The organism is Micromonospora sp. NPDC049359 (assembly GCF_044466585.1).
Classification (GTDB): domain Bacteria; phylum Actinomycetota; class Actinomycetes; order Mycobacteriales; family Micromonosporaceae; genus Micromonospora.
The window spans coordinates 95,214-111,527 of record NZ_JBITMW010000014.1 but is presented as its reverse complement, the minus strand read 5'-3'; the positions used below and the strand labels follow the sequence as shown (position 1 = coordinate 111,527).

At 72.0% G+C, this 16,314-nt stretch carries 16 protein-coding genes; 3 read left to right on the top strand and 13 right to left on the bottom strand.

Going from position 1 to position 16,314, the window contains the following annotated elements; all coding sequences use genetic code 11:
• Nucleotides 1-282: 282 nt before the first annotated feature.
• The 6 genes from ACIBTX_RS27590 to ACIBTX_RS27565 are packed head-to-tail and all read right to left on the bottom strand — an operon-like array spanning nucleotide 283 to nucleotide 6,949.
• Nucleotides 283-1,614 carry a glutamate mutase L gene (locus ACIBTX_RS27590; protein WP_357170042.1) on the bottom strand — a complete coding sequence of 444 codons (1,332 nt, stop codon included), beginning with the start codon at nucleotides 1,612-1,614 and terminating at the stop codon, nucleotides 283-285.
• Nucleotides 1,611-2,006 (bottom strand): hotdog domain-containing protein, encoded by a 396-nt coding sequence (locus ACIBTX_RS27585; protein ID WP_357118535.1) that lies wholly within the window; start codon nucleotides 2,004-2,006, stop codon nucleotides 1,611-1,613. The genes ACIBTX_RS27590 and ACIBTX_RS27585 overlap by 4 nt, the downstream gene beginning before the upstream one ends.
• A complete protein-coding gene (locus tag ACIBTX_RS27580) occupies nucleotides 2,003-2,752 on the bottom strand; it encodes an OAM dimerization domain-containing protein (RefSeq protein WP_357118532.1) in 750 nt (249 codons plus the stop codon). The genes ACIBTX_RS27585 and ACIBTX_RS27580 overlap by 4 nt, the downstream gene beginning before the upstream one ends.
• Entirely contained in the window at nucleotides 2,745-4,307 is a 1,563-nt protein-coding gene (locus ACIBTX_RS27575) for a lysine 5,6-aminomutase subunit alpha (protein WP_357118528.1), read from the bottom strand. Before ACIBTX_RS27575 ends, ACIBTX_RS27580 begins: the two co-directional genes overlap by 8 nt.
• A 22-nt stretch (nucleotides 4,308-4,329) precedes the next feature.
• Entirely contained in the window at nucleotides 4,330-5,895 is a 1,566-nt protein-coding gene (locus ACIBTX_RS27570) for an amidohydrolase (protein WP_357170039.1), read from the bottom strand.
• 4 nt (nucleotides 5,896-5,899) lie between these two features.
• Nucleotides 5,900-6,949 carry a zinc-binding alcohol dehydrogenase gene (locus tag ACIBTX_RS27565; RefSeq protein WP_396833198.1) on the bottom strand — a complete coding sequence of 350 codons (1,050 nt, stop codon included), beginning with the start codon at nucleotides 6,947-6,949 and terminating at the stop codon, nucleotides 5,900-5,902.
• Nucleotides 6,950-7,102: 153 nt separating this feature from the next.
• Between ACIBTX_RS27565 and ACIBTX_RS27560 the strand changes: the two genes are divergently transcribed.
• Nucleotides 7,103-8,494 carry a lysine 2,3-aminomutase gene (locus ACIBTX_RS27560; RefSeq protein WP_357170036.1) on the top strand — a complete coding sequence of 464 codons (1,392 nt, stop codon included), beginning with the start codon at nucleotides 7,103-7,105 and terminating at the stop codon, nucleotides 8,492-8,494.
• 25 nt (nucleotides 8,495-8,519) lie between these two features.
• On the opposite strand, the gene ACIBTX_RS27555 is transcribed toward ACIBTX_RS27560, so the two are convergent.
• The 3 genes from ACIBTX_RS27555 to ACIBTX_RS27545 all read right to left on the bottom strand — a co-directional run bounded on the left by ACIBTX_RS27555 (nucleotide 8,520) and on the right by ACIBTX_RS27545 (nucleotide 10,287).
• Nucleotides 8,520-9,200: a polysaccharide deacetylase family protein gene (locus tag ACIBTX_RS27555; protein WP_357118519.1), complete on the bottom strand. Its 681-nt coding sequence runs from the start codon at nucleotides 9,198-9,200 to the stop codon at nucleotides 8,520-8,522.
• 476 nt (nucleotides 9,201-9,676) lie between these two features.
• Nucleotides 9,677-10,018 carry a YnfA family protein gene (locus ACIBTX_RS27550; protein ID WP_396833173.1) on the bottom strand — a complete coding sequence of 114 codons (342 nt, stop codon included), beginning with the start codon at nucleotides 10,016-10,018 and terminating at the stop codon, nucleotides 9,677-9,679.
• A gap of 74 nt (nucleotides 10,019-10,092) precedes the next feature.
• Nucleotides 10,093-10,287: a CsbD family protein gene (locus tag ACIBTX_RS27545; protein WP_357118513.1), complete on the bottom strand. Its 195-nt coding sequence runs from the start codon at nucleotides 10,285-10,287 to the stop codon at nucleotides 10,093-10,095.
• Nucleotides 10,288-10,443: 156 nt separating this feature from the next.
• On the opposite strand from ACIBTX_RS27545, the gene ACIBTX_RS27540 reads away from it, so the two are divergent.
• A complete protein-coding gene (locus tag ACIBTX_RS27540) occupies nucleotides 10,444-11,055 on the top strand; it encodes a histidine phosphatase family protein (protein ID WP_357170033.1) in 612 nt (203 codons plus the stop codon).
• Here the strand turns inward: ACIBTX_RS27540 and ACIBTX_RS27535 are convergent.
• The 3 genes from ACIBTX_RS27535 to ACIBTX_RS27525 all read right to left on the bottom strand — a co-directional run bounded on the left by ACIBTX_RS27535 (nucleotide 10,985) and on the right by ACIBTX_RS27525 (nucleotide 13,808).
• A complete protein-coding gene (locus ACIBTX_RS27535) occupies nucleotides 10,985-11,491 on the bottom strand; it encodes an Lrp/AsnC family transcriptional regulator (protein WP_355051132.1) in 507 nt (168 codons plus the stop codon). The genes ACIBTX_RS27540 and ACIBTX_RS27535 overlap by 71 nt on opposite strands.
• Nucleotides 11,492-11,559: 68 nt before the next feature.
• Complete coding sequence (locus ACIBTX_RS27530; RefSeq protein WP_396833172.1) at nucleotides 11,560-12,702, bottom strand: acyl-CoA dehydrogenase family protein; 1,143 nt, start codon at nucleotides 12,700-12,702, stop codon at nucleotides 11,560-11,562.
• Nucleotides 12,699-13,808 (bottom strand): Xaa-Pro peptidase family protein, encoded by a 1,110-nt coding sequence (locus ACIBTX_RS27525; RefSeq protein ID WP_357118504.1) that lies wholly within the window; start codon nucleotides 13,806-13,808, stop codon nucleotides 12,699-12,701. The genes ACIBTX_RS27530 and ACIBTX_RS27525 overlap by 4 nt, the downstream gene beginning before the upstream one ends.
• Nucleotides 13,809-14,011: 203 nt before the next feature.
• Here ACIBTX_RS27525 and ACIBTX_RS27520 point away from each other — a divergent pair, with 203 nt between their 5' ends.
• Nucleotides 14,012-15,382 (top strand): glycosyl hydrolase family 18 protein, encoded by a 1,371-nt coding sequence (locus tag ACIBTX_RS27520; RefSeq protein WP_357394287.1) that lies wholly within the window; start codon nucleotides 14,012-14,014, stop codon nucleotides 15,380-15,382.
• A 39-nt stretch (nucleotides 15,383-15,421) separates the two neighbouring features.
• Here the strand turns inward: ACIBTX_RS27520 and ACIBTX_RS27515 are convergent, their stop codons facing one another.
• Nucleotides 15,422-16,309 carry a winged helix-turn-helix transcriptional regulator gene (locus ACIBTX_RS27515; protein WP_357118497.1) on the bottom strand — a complete coding sequence of 296 codons (888 nt, stop codon included), beginning with the start codon at nucleotides 16,307-16,309 and terminating at the stop codon, nucleotides 15,422-15,424.
• Between the last annotated feature and the right edge of the window lie 5 nt (nucleotides 16,310-16,314).

The window sequence follows — 16,314 nt, the reverse complement described above, 5'->3', positions numbered from 1 at the left end:
GCTGCCCCCGCCGGGCCGTTGTCTACTGGCCGTGCACCTCACCCTGCCCGTACACCGGTAACCGCGGCCGGTTCGCGCCGCCCCGCCGACCCCCGCCCGCTGGACCTGGCCGCCGCGACGATGACGCTCAAACATGTCGCTCGGCCAGCGGACGAAGGGACGAAGCGAACAACAGCCGCTTCCCGTGGTAGGACTCAAAGACGGTACGTGCTACACCCCGCCTCCTGTCAACCCACCCCGGCCTGTCGTGTGTTGCGCCACGGCGTGTCGGATCGGTGTGTCTCACTGCGGGCACAGATGGTGGCGCAACAGCGCCTGCGCCGCCGTCCGGTGCTCCTCGGCGAGCAGCCCACCGGCGGCCAGCACGTAGTCCACGTCCACCACGGCGCGGGCGGCGCGCGGCACCGCCCACCCGCCCGCGTGGTCGGCCAGGACCGCCGCCAGCACCCGCCCCGACGCGTCGGGCGGCGCGTGCCGCAGCACCCCACCGGAGCCCACCAGCAGCCGCACGTCCCGCAGATCCCGCCCGGCCCGCTCGCCGGTGGCGACACCACGGGCGTGCCGGCGCAGCGCCACCGTCGCCGCCAGGGTGGCGATCCGCGCGTCCACGGCCCGCTCGGCATCATCGGCGGCCAGGAACGCCGGGTCGGCCGCCCGCCGGTCGGCGGCGACACTGAGGTCGCCGGCGTCGGTGAGCAGCCGCTCCTCGACGGCGGCGCGCACCACGCCCGGCGCGCTCCACCGCATGCCGAGATCGCCCTCGACGGTGCGGGCACGCCACAGGCTGCCGGCGACCTCCCGGCCCGGCCCGCTGGCCCGCTCGTCGGGGGTGAGCACCGAGTACACGTCGGTGGTGGCCCCACCCACGTCGACGACGGCCAGGTCGCCGCCGATGGTGTCGGCCAGCACCTCCACCCCGGTCAGAACCGCGTCCGGCGTGGCCGCCCGCACCAGCCGCGCGAAACGGGTACCCCGGGACAGTCGTTTACCACCGATGACGTGCCGCAGGAACACCGCCCGGATCGCGGCCCGCGCCGACGCCGGCGTGAGGACCCCGATGCGCGGCAGCACGTTGTCCGCGCTGCTCACCGGCACCCCGGCGTCCCGCAGCAGCGCGGTCAGCTCGGCGCGGACATCAGCGTTGCCGGCCAGGACGACGGGCGTGCGCCAGCGGGCGCGGCCCAGCCGGGTCGCGTTGTGGCGGATCGTGTCGGCGTCGCCGCCGTCGGTGCCACCCACCAGCAGCACCACGTCCGGCCGGGCCGCCCGCAACGCGGCCAGGGCCGCCGCGTCGAGCCGCCCGGCGCCGGTGTGCACCACGTGCGCGCCCGCGGACAACCCGACCCGCCGGCCCGCCTGCGCGGTGACGAGGGCCTCGTAGCCGATAACGGCCAGCCGCAGCCCACCGCCGGCCGACGAGCAGACGTACCACGGCACGTCGCGCAGCCCGAGCCCGGCGGTGGCCGCCGTGACCGCGGCGTCCAGGCCGCGCAGCACGTCACTGCCCACCGTCGTCGGCGCGGCCGCCGCGCCGACCAGGACACCGGCCGCCAGGTCCACCACGGCCGCCTTGGTGTACGTGGAGCCGACGTCCGCGCAGACCGCGAGGGTCATGAGGAAGCGGGTACGACCACGGTGCCGGTCGCGGTCACCGCCACGATCGGCGGGTCGAGGACCTCGGCGGCGGACTCGGAGCGGTCCGGGCGGCCCCGGCACACCACCACGCAGCTCAACTCCAGGGTGCGGCTGCGGGAGCCCACCCGCGACACCTGCGCCGTCACCTCGACCACGTCACCGGCCCGGATCGGCGCGGTGAACCGCACGTCGGAGTACCCGGCGAACAGGCCCTCGTCGCCGTCCGTGCGGATGCACACCTCGGTGGCGACGTCACCGAACAGCCCCAGGGCGTACGCCCCGTCGACGAGGTTGCCGGCGTAGTGGGCGTGCGCGTACGGCACATACCGCCGGTGCGTCACCGTCAACCCGAGCCGCGCGTCGTCGGTCATGCGTTCGCCTTCCGTTGCGTGATCAGGGCGTGCACCAAATAGCTGGCCACCTCGCCCGGCGTGGTGCCCCGACCGAAGATCCGGTCGACGCCCAACTCGTCGGTCATCGTCTCGTCGAAGCGGGGACCGCCGACGATCAGCAGCGGCCGCTTGCCCGCCGGCATGGCCTCCCGGAACGCCGCCGACATCTCCCGCGTGTTGTGCAGGTGCGCGTCGCGTTGCGTGACGACCTGCGACACGAGCACCGCGTCGGCCTTCTCCGCCCGCGCGGCCTCCACCAGCTCCGGGACACTGACCTGCGCGCCCAGGTTGGTGACCTTCAACTCCCGGTAGTACTCCAGGCCCTTCTCCCCCGCGATGCCCTTGACGTTGAGGATCGCGTCGATGCCCACCGTGTGGGCGTCGGTGCCGATGCACGCGCCGACCACGGACAGCTTGCGCCGCAGCCGCTGCTTGACCACCGTGTTGACGTCCTTGGCCGACAGCAGCGCGAAGTCCCGCTCCACCACCTGCACCGCGTTCAGGTCGACGAGGTGGTTCACCCGCCCGTACACGACGAAGAACGTGAACCCGTCCCCCATCGGTTTGGCGTGCACCACCATCGCCGGATCGATGCCCATCTTGTTGGCCAACTGCACCGCCGCGCCCTCGGCCCGCTTGTCGTGCGGCACGGGCAGGGTGAACGACACCTGCACCATCCCGTCGCCGGTGGTGTCCCCGTAGGGCCGAACGATCCCCTTACTCACGACCCGCCTCCAGGATCTCCGTGGCCGGGTTGTAGTAGTCGCCCTCGTGCGCGGCGACCCCGTCGAGGCCCTTGCCCCGGTCCGCGGGCCGCTTCATGATCCCGAAGGTGCCCTCGGCGATCGCGGTGAGCAGCGTCTGCTCCCCGATGCGCTCCAGCAGGTCCAGAGCCTCACCGAGCACCTGGTTGGCGCGGCGACGGATGAACCCGCCCGCCGCCGGCACGAAGTCCTCGTGCAGCCCGCCGGCCGCGCCGAGGACGTACCGCACGTTCTGCAGGGCGATGTCCCGGTCCGACAACCACGGCGTCACCACCGCCTCGGTCATCATCCCCACCAACAGGATGCCCTGACCGGTCAGCGTCCCCGCCAGGTTGAAGAACCCGTCGAGCAGGTTGCCCCGGAACACATCACCGGTCATGTGCTTCGTCGGCGGCATCCACTTCAGCGGCGCGTCCGGGAACAACTCCCGCGCCAGCAGGGCGTGCGCCAACTCCAGGCGGAACGACTCCGGCACCTCCGGGTTGATCTCGAAGGCGTGCCCCAGGCCCAACTGCCAGTCCGCCAGGCCCGCCTCGTGCGCGAAGAACTCGTTGAGCAACTGCGACACCGTCACCGTGTGCGCCTCGTCAACCGCATCGGCGGTGGTCAGGTAGTTGTCCTCACCGGTGTTGATGATGATCCCCGCGCGGGCGTGGACCTGCCGGGAGAACCGCTGGTCGACGAACGTGCGCACCGGGTTGATGTCGCGGAACAGGATCCCGTACATCGAGTCGTTGAGCATCATGTCCAGGCGTTCCAGGCCGGCCAGGGTCGCCATCTCCGGCATGCACAACCCCGACGCGTAGTTCGTCAGCCGCACGTAGCGGCCCAACTCCTTCGACGACTCGTCCAGGGCCGCCCGCATCAACCGGAAGTTCTCCTGCGTGGCGTACGTGCCGGCGAACCCCTCCCGGGTGGCGCCCTCGGGCACATAGTCCAGCAACGACTGTCCCGTCGAGCGGATCACCGCGATCACGTCCGCGCCCGCCCGCGCCGCCGCCTGCGCCTGCGGGATGTCCTCGTAGATGTCCCCGGTCGCCACGATCAGGTAGATCCACGGCCGCTGCTTCGGGTCACCGTGCCGCTTGACGAGCCGGTCCCGCTCGACCCGCCGCCGGTCGATACGCCGAATCCCCGCGCCCACGGCCCTGCGGGCCGCCGACCGGGCCGCCGTGGCCGCCCGACCCGACGGCACGCCGAACCGCACCGACCCGGCGGCGGCCTTCTGCGCCAGCAACGTCACGTCGGTGCTGCCCTCGCGCACCAGCGCGTCGAACACCGGCGCCGCCACCCCGTGCCCCAGGCCGACGTCCGCGACGACCGCGTCGACCAGCCGGTTCACCCACGGAATGCCGTCCGGGTCGGCGCCCGTCACCCCGGCCAGGCGCAACACCGCCCGCTCCACCGACACCGTCGTGTGGCTGCGCGCCAGGTCGACCACCGGCTGACCGGCCCGCCGCGCCAACTCCCGCGCCCGCGCCACCAACACCGGATCAAGATCAAGCTTCCCGGTCACGCCACACCGCTCATCTGCTCGCTCACGACGACCCTTCCTCATAGATGACCTCGCCGCGCAGCACCAGCCGCCGGCACACCGGCAGCGGCGTCGGATCGTCCGGGCCGCGCAGGTCCGGATCCTCGGCCAGCAGCACCGGCAGGCCCCGCTCGACGCCGGCCGGCGTCGACCACACCGCGAACGTCGCCGGGGCGCCCAGCGCCAGCACCCCCTCGGCGTCCAGGTGCACCGCCCGCCACCCGCCGCGCGTGTGCGCCGCGAACGCCGCCCGCACACTCATCCGCTGCGCCGGGTTGTGATGCGCCGCCGCCGCCCGCACCGACCCCCACGGGTCCAACGGCGTCACCGGCGAATCCGACCCGAACGCCAACGCCACACCCACCGAGTGCATGGCACCCATCGGGTTCGACTCCAACGACCGCGCAAGGCCCAGGCGCGCCTCGTACATCCGGCCCGCACCACCCCACAGCCGGTCGAACGCCGGCTGCACGCTCGCCACGATCCCGTACTCCACGAACCGCGCGATCATCCGCCGGCTCATGATCTCGGCGTGCTCCACGCGGTGCCGGGCCGCCCGCAGCCGCTCCACACCCAGCGTCGCCGCCGCCGCCGCGAACCCGTCCAGCACCGTGCCGATCGCCGCGTCACCAATCGCGTGGAACCCGCCCTGCAGACCGTGCGCCGCGCAGTCCACCAGGTGATCACGCACCTGCTCGACCGTCAGGTAGCCGTGCCCGCAGCCGTCACCGTCGCCGTACGGCTGCGACACGTGCGCCGTACGCGACCCCAACGCCCCGTCGGCGAACAGGTCCCCGCCAGCGCCCACCGCGCCCAACTCCCGGGCCCGCGCCGCGCCACCCAACTCACCCCAGTACCCGTACACCTCCGGCACCCCCGCGCCGGAAATGCCCAGCAGGCCCGTGAAGTCCTCCTCGTCGGAGATCTCCGGACCGCCACACTCGTGCACCGCGGCGATCCCCAGCGACGCCGCGTGCGCGAGCGCCACCCGCTGCGCCGCCACCCGCTGCGCCCGCGTCACCGAACCCTGCGCCGCCGCCCGCACCACATGGTGCGCGTCGCGACGCAGCCAACCCGACGGGTCGTACCCGGCCGCGTCCACCACCTGCGGGCACGCCGCCAGCAACGCCGACGACACCAACGCCGAATGGATCGACGCCTGCGACAGGTAGACCCGCCGGCCACCGGCGGCCCGGTCCAACGCCGCCGCGTCCGGCAGCGTCGCGTCCGACCAACCCGACTCGTCCCAGCCATGCCCCAGCACCACCGCGTCCGCCGGCAGACCCGCCGCGAAACCCGCCACCGCGTCCAGCAACTGCCCCGCCGAGCGCACGCCAGACAACTCCAGCCCCGACAACGCCAACCCGGTGTCCGTGGCGTGCACGTGCGCGTCCACGAACGCCGGCGTCACCAGCGCCCCACCTAGGTCCACCACCTTCTCGGCCGGCGGCGCGTCACCGTCGGTGCCCAACCAGGTGATCCGCCCACCGGACACCAGCAGCGCGGTCGCGCTCGGATCCGCCGGACAGTGCAACACGCCGCCGCGGTACAACGTCGAGGGGTTCGTCATGACCTCAGTCTGCCGCGATCCGCGCCGCGAAAAGCTGGCGCACCCCCGGCTCGGCACGCAGCAACCCCAGCGCCAACTCCGCGTGCCCCGGCACGTACCCGTTGCCCACCAGCATCGTCACGTCCGCCGCCAGCCCCTCCGCGCCCAACGCCGCCGCCGAGAAGCTCGTCGCCATCGAGAAGAAGATCACCGTGCCGCCGTCCGCGGTCGCCAGGACCGCCCCGTGCTCACAACCCGGCACGTCCACGCAGACCACCGTCACGTCAGCCGGCGTACCCAACGCCGTGGTCACCGCCGTGGACAGGCCCACCGGATCCCGCGCGTCGGCCACCGCCACCACCGACGCCAGACCCGCCGCCGTCAGCGCGTCGCGCTCCGCCGCCACCGGAACCACCCCGACGGTACGGGCGGCGCCCGCGCGCCGCGCCGCGGCCAGGGACAGCGACCCGCTCTTGCCCGCCCCACCGATCACGGCCACGCTCACCGGCGTCGGATCACCCGCACGCCGCCGGTCCTCGACCTGACGCGACACCACCCGCGCCGTCAGCGCCGGCGCCCCGCACACGTCCAGCACGGCGAGGGACATCTGCGGATCCTCGTCCGCGGGCAGCACCGCCGCGATCGACCGGGCGAACAGGATCGCCCACCCGTCACACGGCACCTGCTCGCTGCGACCGTCCCAGCGGGCCAACCCGTCGGTGATCACCAGCGGCGTCAGCGTCAACGACACCAGCGAGGCGACCCGCTCGCCGGCCTTGAGTCCCAGCGGGGAACGCCGACCGGCCTCCTCGACGACGCCGATCAACATCCCACCCGAGCCGGTCACCGGGTTCTGCATCTTGCCCCGCGTGGAGATGATCTCCAGGACCTCGGCGCGTACCGCGTCACCGTTCCCGCCGTGCTTCTCCGACAACTGGCGGAAGCTCGCCGCGTCCAGGTTCAGACGCTGCACCCGGATCCGCACCTCGTTCGGCGCGATCTCCCTCGACGCGTCCAGGCGCCACGCCGCCTGCGGCAGCACCCCCGCCGGTTGCACGACGCGGTGCAGTCCCACCGGTGACGTCACGCCAACCTCCCCTGCGCAGCCGCTCGAAGCCCCGGCCAGGGCTCGCGTAACGGGAAAACTTACGGCAGACTAATTTCTTTGCCGAATATTTTCCAGTAGCCTTCGAGCTTCAATGATCCACCGCACCACCGAGGAGGGGCCGTGACCCAGACCATCCCCCAACCCCGTCACGCCCCGGTCGCCACACCGACCGCCGGGCAGCCGTACGAATACCACCGCCGCCCCCTGGTCGAACCCGACTGGACCCGCTTCCCCGGCTGGCGACACGTCACCCGCGACCAGTGGGAAAGCGCCCAGTGGCAGCGGGTCAACTGCGTCAAGAACATCAAGCAGCTGCGCGCCGTCCTCGGCGACACCATCGACGAGACCTTCTACGCCGACCTCGAGGCAGACCAGAAGGCACTGGCCACCATGTCCATGCTGGTGCCCCCGCAGATGATCAACACGATGGTGCCGTTCGAGACGATGAGCACCGAAGCGCTGCTCGCCGACCCGATCCGCCGCTACATGATCCCGGTCGCCTCCGACCGACGCACCGACTGGCCCTCACACCCCTACGCCAGCCGCGACAGCCTCCACGAGCACGACATGTGGGTCGCCGAAGGCCTCACCCACCGCTACCCCACCAAGGTCCTCGCCGAACTGCTCTCCACCTGCCCGCAGTACTGCGGGCACTGCACCCGCATGGACCTCGTCGGCAACTCCACCCCCACCGTCGACAAACTCAAACTCACCCTCAAGCCCGTCGACCGCTACGACGCCCACATCGCCTACCTCAAGAACCACCCCGGCGTACGCGACGTCGTCGTCTCCGGCGGCGACGTCGCCAACGTCCCCTGGCGCAACCTCGAGTCGTACCTCATGCGGCTGCTCGACATCGAAACCGTCCGCGACATCCGGCTCGCCACCAAGGCCCTCATGGGCCTCCCCCAACACTGGCTCCAGCCCGACGTCGTCGAAGGCCTCGAACGCGTCGCCCGCACCGCCGCCCGACGCGGCGTCAACCTCGCCATCCACACCCACGTCAACCACGCCCAGTCGCTGACCCCACTGGTCGCCAAGGCCGCCCAGACCGCGCTCGACGTCGGCGTACGCGACGTCCGCAACCAGGGCGTCCTCATGCGCGGCGTCAACGCCACGAACGCCGACCTGCTCGACCTCTGCTTCGCCCTGCAGGGCGAAGCGGGCATCCTGCCGTACTACTTCTACATGTGCGACATGATCCCCAACGCCGAGCACTGGCGGGTCCCGGTCTGGCACGCCCAGCAACTCCAGCACGACATCATGGGCTACCTGCCCGGCTACGCCACCCCGCGGATCGTCTGCGACGTCCCCTTCGTCGGCAAGCGCTGGGTCCACATGCTCACCGACTACGACCGTGAGCGCGGCATCTCCTACTGGACCAAGAACTACCGCACCTCCATCGAGTCCGCCGACCTGGAGGCGCTCAACAAGCGCTACGCCTACTACGACCCGATCGACACCCTGCCCGCCGACGGCCAGCAGTGGTGGAGCGACCACCGCGACGACTGACGTACCCGAGGTGCTGGCCGCCCACTCAACCGGCGGCCAGCACCTCGGACAACGGCGCCGGCGTCAACCCACGCTCGCGTAACCCGGCCAGGATGTGCGGCAACGCCTCATCGGTCATCGTCGCGTTCGCCTCGGTCACATGCATGATCACCACCGAGCCGGGACGGACGTGGTCCAGCACGGCCCGCACCAGCGGCTTCCACGCCTTCGCGAACGGATCACCGCTGATCACGTCCCCGTCCACCACCGTCACACCCAACGGCGCGAGGGCGTCCAACGCCGCCGCGTCGTGGCACAACCCCGGAAAGCGGAAGTACCGGGTCTGCCGCCCCCCGTACGGCGCGAGCACCTCGAACGTCTTCGCCACGTCGGCGGCCAGCTCGTCGACCGGCAGCCGGGGCAGGTCGTAACAGTCCGCCGTGAACGCCGCGTGCCCGTAGGTGTGGTTCGCCAACTCGAAGCGCGGATTGCCGGCGATCCGCCGGGTCACCTCCGGGTACCGCCGCACCCACTTGCCGGTCAGGAAGAACGTCGCCGGCACCTGCTCGCGCTCCAGCAGGTCGAGGATCCGCAGGTTCGCGTACGACCGCACCTTGCCGCTGCGCAGATTGGCCAGCATCCCGTCGGTCATGTCCGCGTCGAACGTCAGCGCGACCCGGGTGCCGGCCCGTGGCCCGTGGTCGACCACCGGCGCCCTGGTCCCCACCCTCGACGCCCCGGGGACGCTCGCAACCCCCGGCGTCGGAGTAGCTGTCGATGCGGCGCTGCTGGCCGAGGGCGCGGCGGAGGATCCGACGAACGTCGGCCGCTCCGGCGGCGGCACCCGAGAAGCCGCGCACCCGCCCACGCCAAGCGAAACCACCACAACCAGCACCCCACACCAGAACGAGCGGAGCCGTGGTCCCATCACGCGCCGCATCATCGCAGAAGCGGGTACGTCTCACCGCCCCGCCCACCTCACGCCGATCTTGCGCTTTCGGTCGCCGGAATAAGCGATATGACCCCTTACGACACCACAGAAAGTGCAAGATCGCCGCACGCGGGAGCCCCGGGCCTCCTAGCGGGCCGTCGATCATGGACTTGTGGTGCCTGATTCAGGGTCTCGCGAGTGTTTCGTCCCCACCACAAATCCATGATCGACGGCGTGGAGGGGCGGGGAGGGCGGGGCGGGGTGGCATGGGGTTATGGGGTTGTGGTGCGGGGGGCGTACATGATGATGGCTACGCCTAGCAGGCAGAGCGCTGCGCCCAGCAGGTCCCAGCGGTCTGGGCGGAATCCGTCGACCACCATCGCCCAGCCCAGCGAGCCGGCCACGAACACGCCGCCGTACGCGGCCAGGATGCGGCCGAAGTTCGGATCCGGCTGGAACGTGGCCACGAAGCCGTAGCAGCCGAGGGCGACCACACCGGCGGCGATCCACCACAGACCGCGCTGCTCACGCCAACCCTGCCAGACCAGCCAGGCGCCGCCGATCTCAGCCAGGGCGGCCAACGCGAACAACACCAGCGAACGAAGCACGGTCACGCCGCCGACCCTAACGGCTCGCACGCGTGGGGTCCCGGAGCGGCATCTGCTCGGGGACCCCACGACCGCTCAGGTCACTTGTTGAAGGCGTCCTTCACGTTGCGACCCGCGTCCTTCACGTTCTGACCGGCCTGCTTGGCGCGCGCGTCACTCTGCTCACTGGCGCCCTCGCCACGCATCCGCTCGTTGTTGGTCATGTCGCCGACCCGCTCCTTCGCGGCCCCGGCCATCTGCTCGACCTTGTTCTTTGCCTTCTCGGTGAAGCTCATCGCGCCTCCTCGGTCTGGCGGTTGTCGCCGCTCGCTTGCCCGGTCTCCCGGTGCTGAAACCGGTGGTGCCGGTCGGCACACCCGCTAGGGCGTCCTAGGAAGATAGGTTGAGGGAGGGCGGCCCGGACCACGCCGCCACGGTGGTTAACTGGCCGCATGGGAGAGCTCCTGCTGATCCGGCACGGCGAGACCACCTGGAGCGCCAGCCTCCGGCACACCTCGTACACCGACCTGGAGCTGACCCCCGACGGCGAGCGACAGGCCCGCACCCTCGCGGCGTTCCTCGCCGGCCGGCGCTTCGCCACCGTCCTGTCCAGTCCCCGCTCCCGGGCGCTGCGCACCGCGCAGCTCGCCGGGCTCACCGTCGACGCCGTCGACGAGGACCTCAGCGAGTGGAACTACGGCGAGTACGAGGGCCGCACCACCGTCGACATCCACGACGACGACCCGCACTGGAACATCTGGACCGACGGCTGCCCCGGCGGCGAGTCACCCGCCCAGGTGGGCGAGCGTCTCGACCGCGTGCTGACCCGCGTCACCCCGTTGCTCGACCGCGGCACCGTGGCCCTGGTCGGCCACGCGCACAGCCTGCGGGTGCTCGGCGCCCGCTGGATCGGGCTACCGCCGTCCGCCGGCGGACGACTGCGGCTGGACACCGCGACGGTGAGCGCGCTCGGTCACGAGCACGACCGGCAGGTCATCCTGCGGTGGAACCAGCCGGCTCCTCCGGCGCCCGGGACCGCGACCGACCAGGCGCCCCGGCACTGATCTTCGGCGGACGGTTCTCGTACGGCGTGGACAGCACCACCGTCGTCCGGGTCGTCACGTTCGCCGAGGTGCGGATCTCCTGCAACACCCGCTCCAGGTCCGTCGGGCTGGCCACCCGCACCAACAGCAGGTAGAAGTCCTCCCCCGCCACCGAGTAGCACGAGTCGATCTCGGGTAGGTGGGCGAGCCGCTCCGGCGCGTCGTCCGGCTGCGACGGATCGAACGGCCGGATCGCCACGAACGCGGTCAACGGCAGGTCCAGCGCCTCGAAGGAGACCCGGGCCGCGTACCCCTTGACGACGCCGCGTTGCTCCAGCCGCCGTACCCGCTGGTGCACGGCGGACACCGACAGTCCCACCCGCTCGGCCAGGTCGGTGTACGACAGGCGGCCGTCAGCGGTCAGGGCGGCGACGATGGCGCGGTCGATCTCCTCCACGGCGAGCAACCTACCGGGAAATCGGCGCGACGGCGACGAGGAACCCCGCCGCGCCGCCCCGCGCCTGGTCAGCTCTTCGCGAGCGCCCGCGAGATCACCAACCGCTGGATCTGGTTGGTGCCCTCCACGATCTGCAACACCTTCGCCTCGCGCAGGTACCGCTCCACCGGGTGATCGGCCACGTAGCCGGCCCCGCCGAGCACCTGCACGGCGTCGGTGGTCACCCGCATGGCCATGTCGGTGGCGAACAGCTTCGCCTTCGCCGCCTCGATCGAGTACGGCCGCCCGGCGTCGCGCAGCCGGGCCGCCGCCAAGGTCAACGCGCGGGCGGCGGAGATCTGGGTGGCCGCGTCGGCGAGCAGGAAACCCAGACCCTGGAAGTCGATGATGGACCGGCCGAACTGCTGCCGCTCCCGGGCGTAGCCGACGGCGTAGTCCAGCGCCCCCTGAGCGAGCCCCACCGCGCAGGCCGCGATGCCGAGCCGGCCGGAGTCCAGCGCGGACATCGCGATGGTGAACCCGGCCCCCTCGCCACCGACCAGCCGGTCGGCCGGCACCCGTGCCCCGTCGAAGACGATCTGCGCCACCGGCGAGGAGCGCAGCCCCATGGTCCGCTCCGCGGTCTGCGGCGCGATGCCGGCGGTGCCCGCGTCGGCCACCAGGCAGGAGATGCCCTTCGGGCCGGGACCGCCGGTGCGGCAGAACACGTTGTAGAAGTCGGCGCTGTGGGCGTGCGTGATCCACGCCTTGGTGCCGGAGACGACGTACGCGTCGCCGTCGCGGACCGCCCGGGTGCTCAGTGCCGCCGCGTCCGAGCCACCCTGCGGCTCGGAGAGGCAGTACGCGCCGAGCAGCTCGCCGCCGAGCATGTCCGGCAGCAGCTTGCGCTGCTCGTCGGTGCCGAACGCGGCCACCGGGTAGCAGCTCAGGGTGTGCACGCTGACCGCCTCGGCGACCGCGAGCCAGCGGCTGGCCAGGATCTCCAGCACCTGCAGGTACACCTCGTACGGCTGCGCCGCGCCGCCGTGCTCCTCGGCGTACGGCAGACCGAGCAGGCCGGCGCGGCCGATCGTGCGCAGCACGTCGCGGGGAAACTCGGCGCGTTCCTCGAAGCCGGCGGCCCTGGGCGCCAGCTCACGGTCGGCCAGCTCGGTAGCGAGGTCCAGCAGGTCGTGGGCCTCGTCGGTGGGGAGGATCCGGTCGACAGTCATAGCGCGATGAGCTCCGTGGGGGTGGTGTTGAGCCGTTGCACGCCGTCCGTCGTGCAGACGACGATGTCCTCGATGCGGGCGCCGTGCCGGCCCGCCAGGTAGATGCCGGGTTCGATGGAGAACGCCATACCGGCCTCCAGAGGCCGGTCGTTCCCGGCCACCAGGTAGGGATCCTCGTGACCGTCCAGGCCGATGCCGTGCCCGGTGCGGTGCAGGAACGCGTCGCCGTATCCGGCGGCCGTGATGGGCGTCCGGGCCGCCGCGTCGGCCGCCGCCGCGGTGCGGCCGGGCCGGACCGCCGCCACCGCCGCGCGCTGGGCCGCGTGCAGCACCGCGTAGTACGCCACGAACTCGGCCGGCGCGGTCCCGCCCGCCAGGTAGGTGCGGGTGCAGTCCGAGCGGTAGCCCGACGGCATGGTGCCGCCGATGTCGACCACCACCGGCTCGCCGACGCCGATCGGCCGGTCCGAGGTGCCGTGGTGCGGGCTCGCGGAGTTGGGGCCGGCGGCCACGATGACGAAGTCGACGCTGACGTGCCCGGCGGCACGGATCGCGGCGGCGATGTCGGCGGCCACCTCGACCTCGGTGCGCCCGGGTCGCAGCCACTCGCCCATGCGCAGGTGCACCTCGTCGATCGCCGCGCCGGCCTCGGCGAGGGCCGCGATCTCCGCCGGGGACTTGCGGATCCGCAGCTCGCGCAGCACGTCGCCGGCGAGCCGCTGCGCGGCGCCGGGCAGCGCCGCGCGCAGGGCGAGGACCTGCTCGGCCCACATCCGGTCGGCGAGCCCGACCGCCGCCGCCGGGCCGTCGAGGGCGGCCACGACCAGGGGGTACGGATCCGCGCCGTCGGCGTGGTCGACGATGCGCAGACCGGTGGTGGTCGAAGCCTCGGCGGCGGGACGTTCCAGCCGGGGCACCACGAGCGTGGGCTCACCCTCGGCGGGCAGCACCAGGCAGGTCAGCCGCTCCCCCGCGTGGGCGTCGTAGCCGGTCAGGTAGCGCAGGTCGGAGCCGGGCGTGAGCAGCAGCGCGTCCAGGCCGGCAGCGGCGGTGGCGCGCTGCGCGGCGACCAGCCGGTCCGGCGGGTACAGCTCGTCGGTTCCCACCCGGTCAGCTTAACGGTCGTTTGGGCATCGTCAGAAGCCGCGTGGGCTCCGCGACGGAAATTCATCGGTGTTGATTGACTCGGACAGTTAACACTCTTTAAGATTTGGCCACCTCGAGGCCCACCCGTTCCTGCATCCCCCACGTCCCGCCCGCGACAACCCTGCGCGGGCGGGTGTCGTCCCCCGCCCACGGGAAGGCCCCCATGTCCTCACCACTGCGCCGCGTCCTCAGCGCCGGCCTGCTCGCCCTGGCCACCGCCGTCACCACCGTCGCCCTCGTCCCCACCGCCGCGCAGGCCGTGGTGCTGCCGAACGGTTTCAAGAGCGTCGGCTACATGCCCTCGTGGGCCGGCAACGTCAACACGATCCAGTACAACAAGCTCACCCACATCAACTACGCCTTCGTGCTGCCCAACAACGACGGCAGCCTGCGCGCCGTGGAGAACCCGAGCAAACTCTCCTCGCTCGTCTCCCAGGCGCACGCCAACAACGTCAAGGTCTCCATCGCCGTCGGCGGCTGGAACGACGGCAACGACTCGGCCTTCGAAGCCCTCGCGGCCAACTCCGGCAGCCGGTCGGCGTTCGTCAACAACCTGGTCAACTTCGTCAACCAGTACAACCTCGACGGCGTCGACATGGACTGGGAGTACCCCGACCCGGGCGCCTCGGCCAACAACTACACCCAGCTCATGACCCAGCTCGGCAGCGCCCTGCACAGCCGCGGCAAGCTGCTCACCGCGGCCGTCGTCTCCGAGGGCTACTACCTCGACGGCGTGCCGACCGCCGTGTTCAGCCAGGTCGACTGGCTCAACATCATGGCGTACGACGGCGGCAGCCCGCACTCCAACTACGACTGGTCGATCAACAGCATCAACCTGTGGAAGTCCCGTGGCCTGCCGGCCAGTAAGGCCGTCCTCGGCATCCCCTTCTACAGCCGCCCCGGCTACTACACGTACTCGGCGCTCGTCGCCCTGGACCCGGCCAACGCCAACCGGGACTGCACCACGGCCGGCGGCGCGCAGCAGTGCTACAACGGCATCCCGACCGTCAAGCGCAAGACGCAGTGGGCCCTCGCCAACGCCGGCGGCGTGATGAACTGGGAGCTGTCGCAGGACACCACCGGCTCCACCTCGCTGGTGAGCGCCATGTACGACACCATCATGGGCGGCACCACCCCGCCGCCGTCGGGTCGTACCGGCCGGATCACCGGGATCGGCGGCAAGTGCGTCGACGTGGCGGCCGCGAGCACCGCCAACGGCGCCGCCGTCCAGATCTACACCTGCAACGGCACCGCCGCGCAGACCTGGACCGTCGCCACCGACGGCACGCTGCGCGCCCTCGGCAAGTGCGCCGACATCACCAGCGGCTCCACCGCCAACGGCGCGAAGGTGCAGCTGTACGACTGCAACGGCAGCGGCGCGCAGGTGTGGCAGGCGCAGTCCAACGGCACGCTGCGCAACCCGCAGTCCAACAAGTGCCTGGACGTCACCGACAACACCTCGGCCGACGGCGCCCGCCTGCAGATCTGGGAGTGCTTCGCCGGCGCCAACCAGCGCTGGACGCTCCCGGCCTGACCCGACCCGTACGCCTCGATCCCCGGTCGACGCCTCGCGTCAGCCGGGGATCGTCGCGTGGTCGCGGGCCAGCGCCAGCATCTCGTCGACCGACCCGGCCGGATCGGTGACCGGGAACTGCACCGCCCGCACCACCGACGCCGGGTCGACCAGCATGGTCAGTCGCTTGAACCGGGTCACCCCGCCGGCCCGGAAGGTGGGCAGCAGCAGGCCCGCGGCGAGTCGGCCGTCCTCGTCGGACAGCAGCGGAAAGGGCAACCCGGCGTGGGCGGTGAAGTCGGCGAGCTGGTCCGGTCGTTGGGTGCTGATGCCGTACACCCGCACCCCCAGGTCCCGGAACCGCGGATACCGGTCGGCGTAGGTGGTCGATTCCAGGGTGCAGCCCCGCGCGCCCGGGATGTCGGCCCACCCGGGCGGATAGGCGTTCACGCCCGGCGCGTACGCGCCCGGGAAGAGGTAGAGGACGCTCCAGGCGTCCGGCGTCGCGACCGGGACCGGCCGTCCGTCCGGCCCAGGCAGGACGACCTCGGGCAGTCGCCGCCCGACGAGATGGTGCACCCGTCGGGCCTCGGCGGAGGCGTCGTCGGCGGTCGCGGTCAGTTCCCCGTCACCCATCAGGTGCCTCGTTCCCCAGTCCTGTAGGGCGATCAGCACCGGTAGCAGGCCCTCGCCCCGCGCGGTGAGCAGGTAGTCGTGCCGGGGCGGGTGCGCGGAGTACGGGCGACGTTCCAGCACGCCGTGCTCCACCAGCGCGGCCAGGCGTTCGGTCAACGCCCGCCGGCTGACGCCCAGCTCGCGCTGGAGCGCGTCGAAGCGGGTCGTGCCGCCGGCGACGTCGCGCACGATGAGGAACGTCCACCAGTCCCCCAGCACACCGAGCGCCTGCGCGATGCCGCAGTCCGCGTCGGCGAGATCCTCCCGTCGCACCCGCT

Coding starts and splice junctions, on each gene's coding strand:
- ACIBTX_RS27530 (WP_396833172.1), bottom strand. CDS start 12,702: ATGACTGTCGACCGGATCCTCCCCACCGACGAGGCCCACGACCTGCTG.
- ACIBTX_RS27540 (WP_357170033.1), top strand. CDS start 10,444: ATGGGAGAGCTCCTGCTGATCCGGCACGGCGAGACCACCTGGAGCGCC.
- ACIBTX_RS27585 (WP_357118535.1), bottom strand. CDS start 2,006: ATGACCGACGACGCGCGGCTCGGGTTGACGGTGACGCACCGGCGGTAT.
- ACIBTX_RS27570 (WP_357170039.1), bottom strand. CDS start 5,895: ATGACGAACCCCTCGACGTTGTACCGCGGCGGCGTGTTGCACTGTCCG.
- ACIBTX_RS27520 (WP_357394287.1), top strand. CDS start 14,012: ATGTCCTCACCACTGCGCCGCGTCCTCAGCGCCGGCCTGCTCGCCCTG.
- ACIBTX_RS27590 (WP_357170042.1), bottom strand. CDS start 1,614: ATGACCCTCGCGGTCTGCGCGGACGTCGGCTCCACGTACACCAAGGCG.
- ACIBTX_RS27545 (WP_357118513.1), bottom strand. CDS start 10,287: ATGAGCTTCACCGAGAAGGCAAAGAACAAGGTCGAGCAGATGGCCGGG.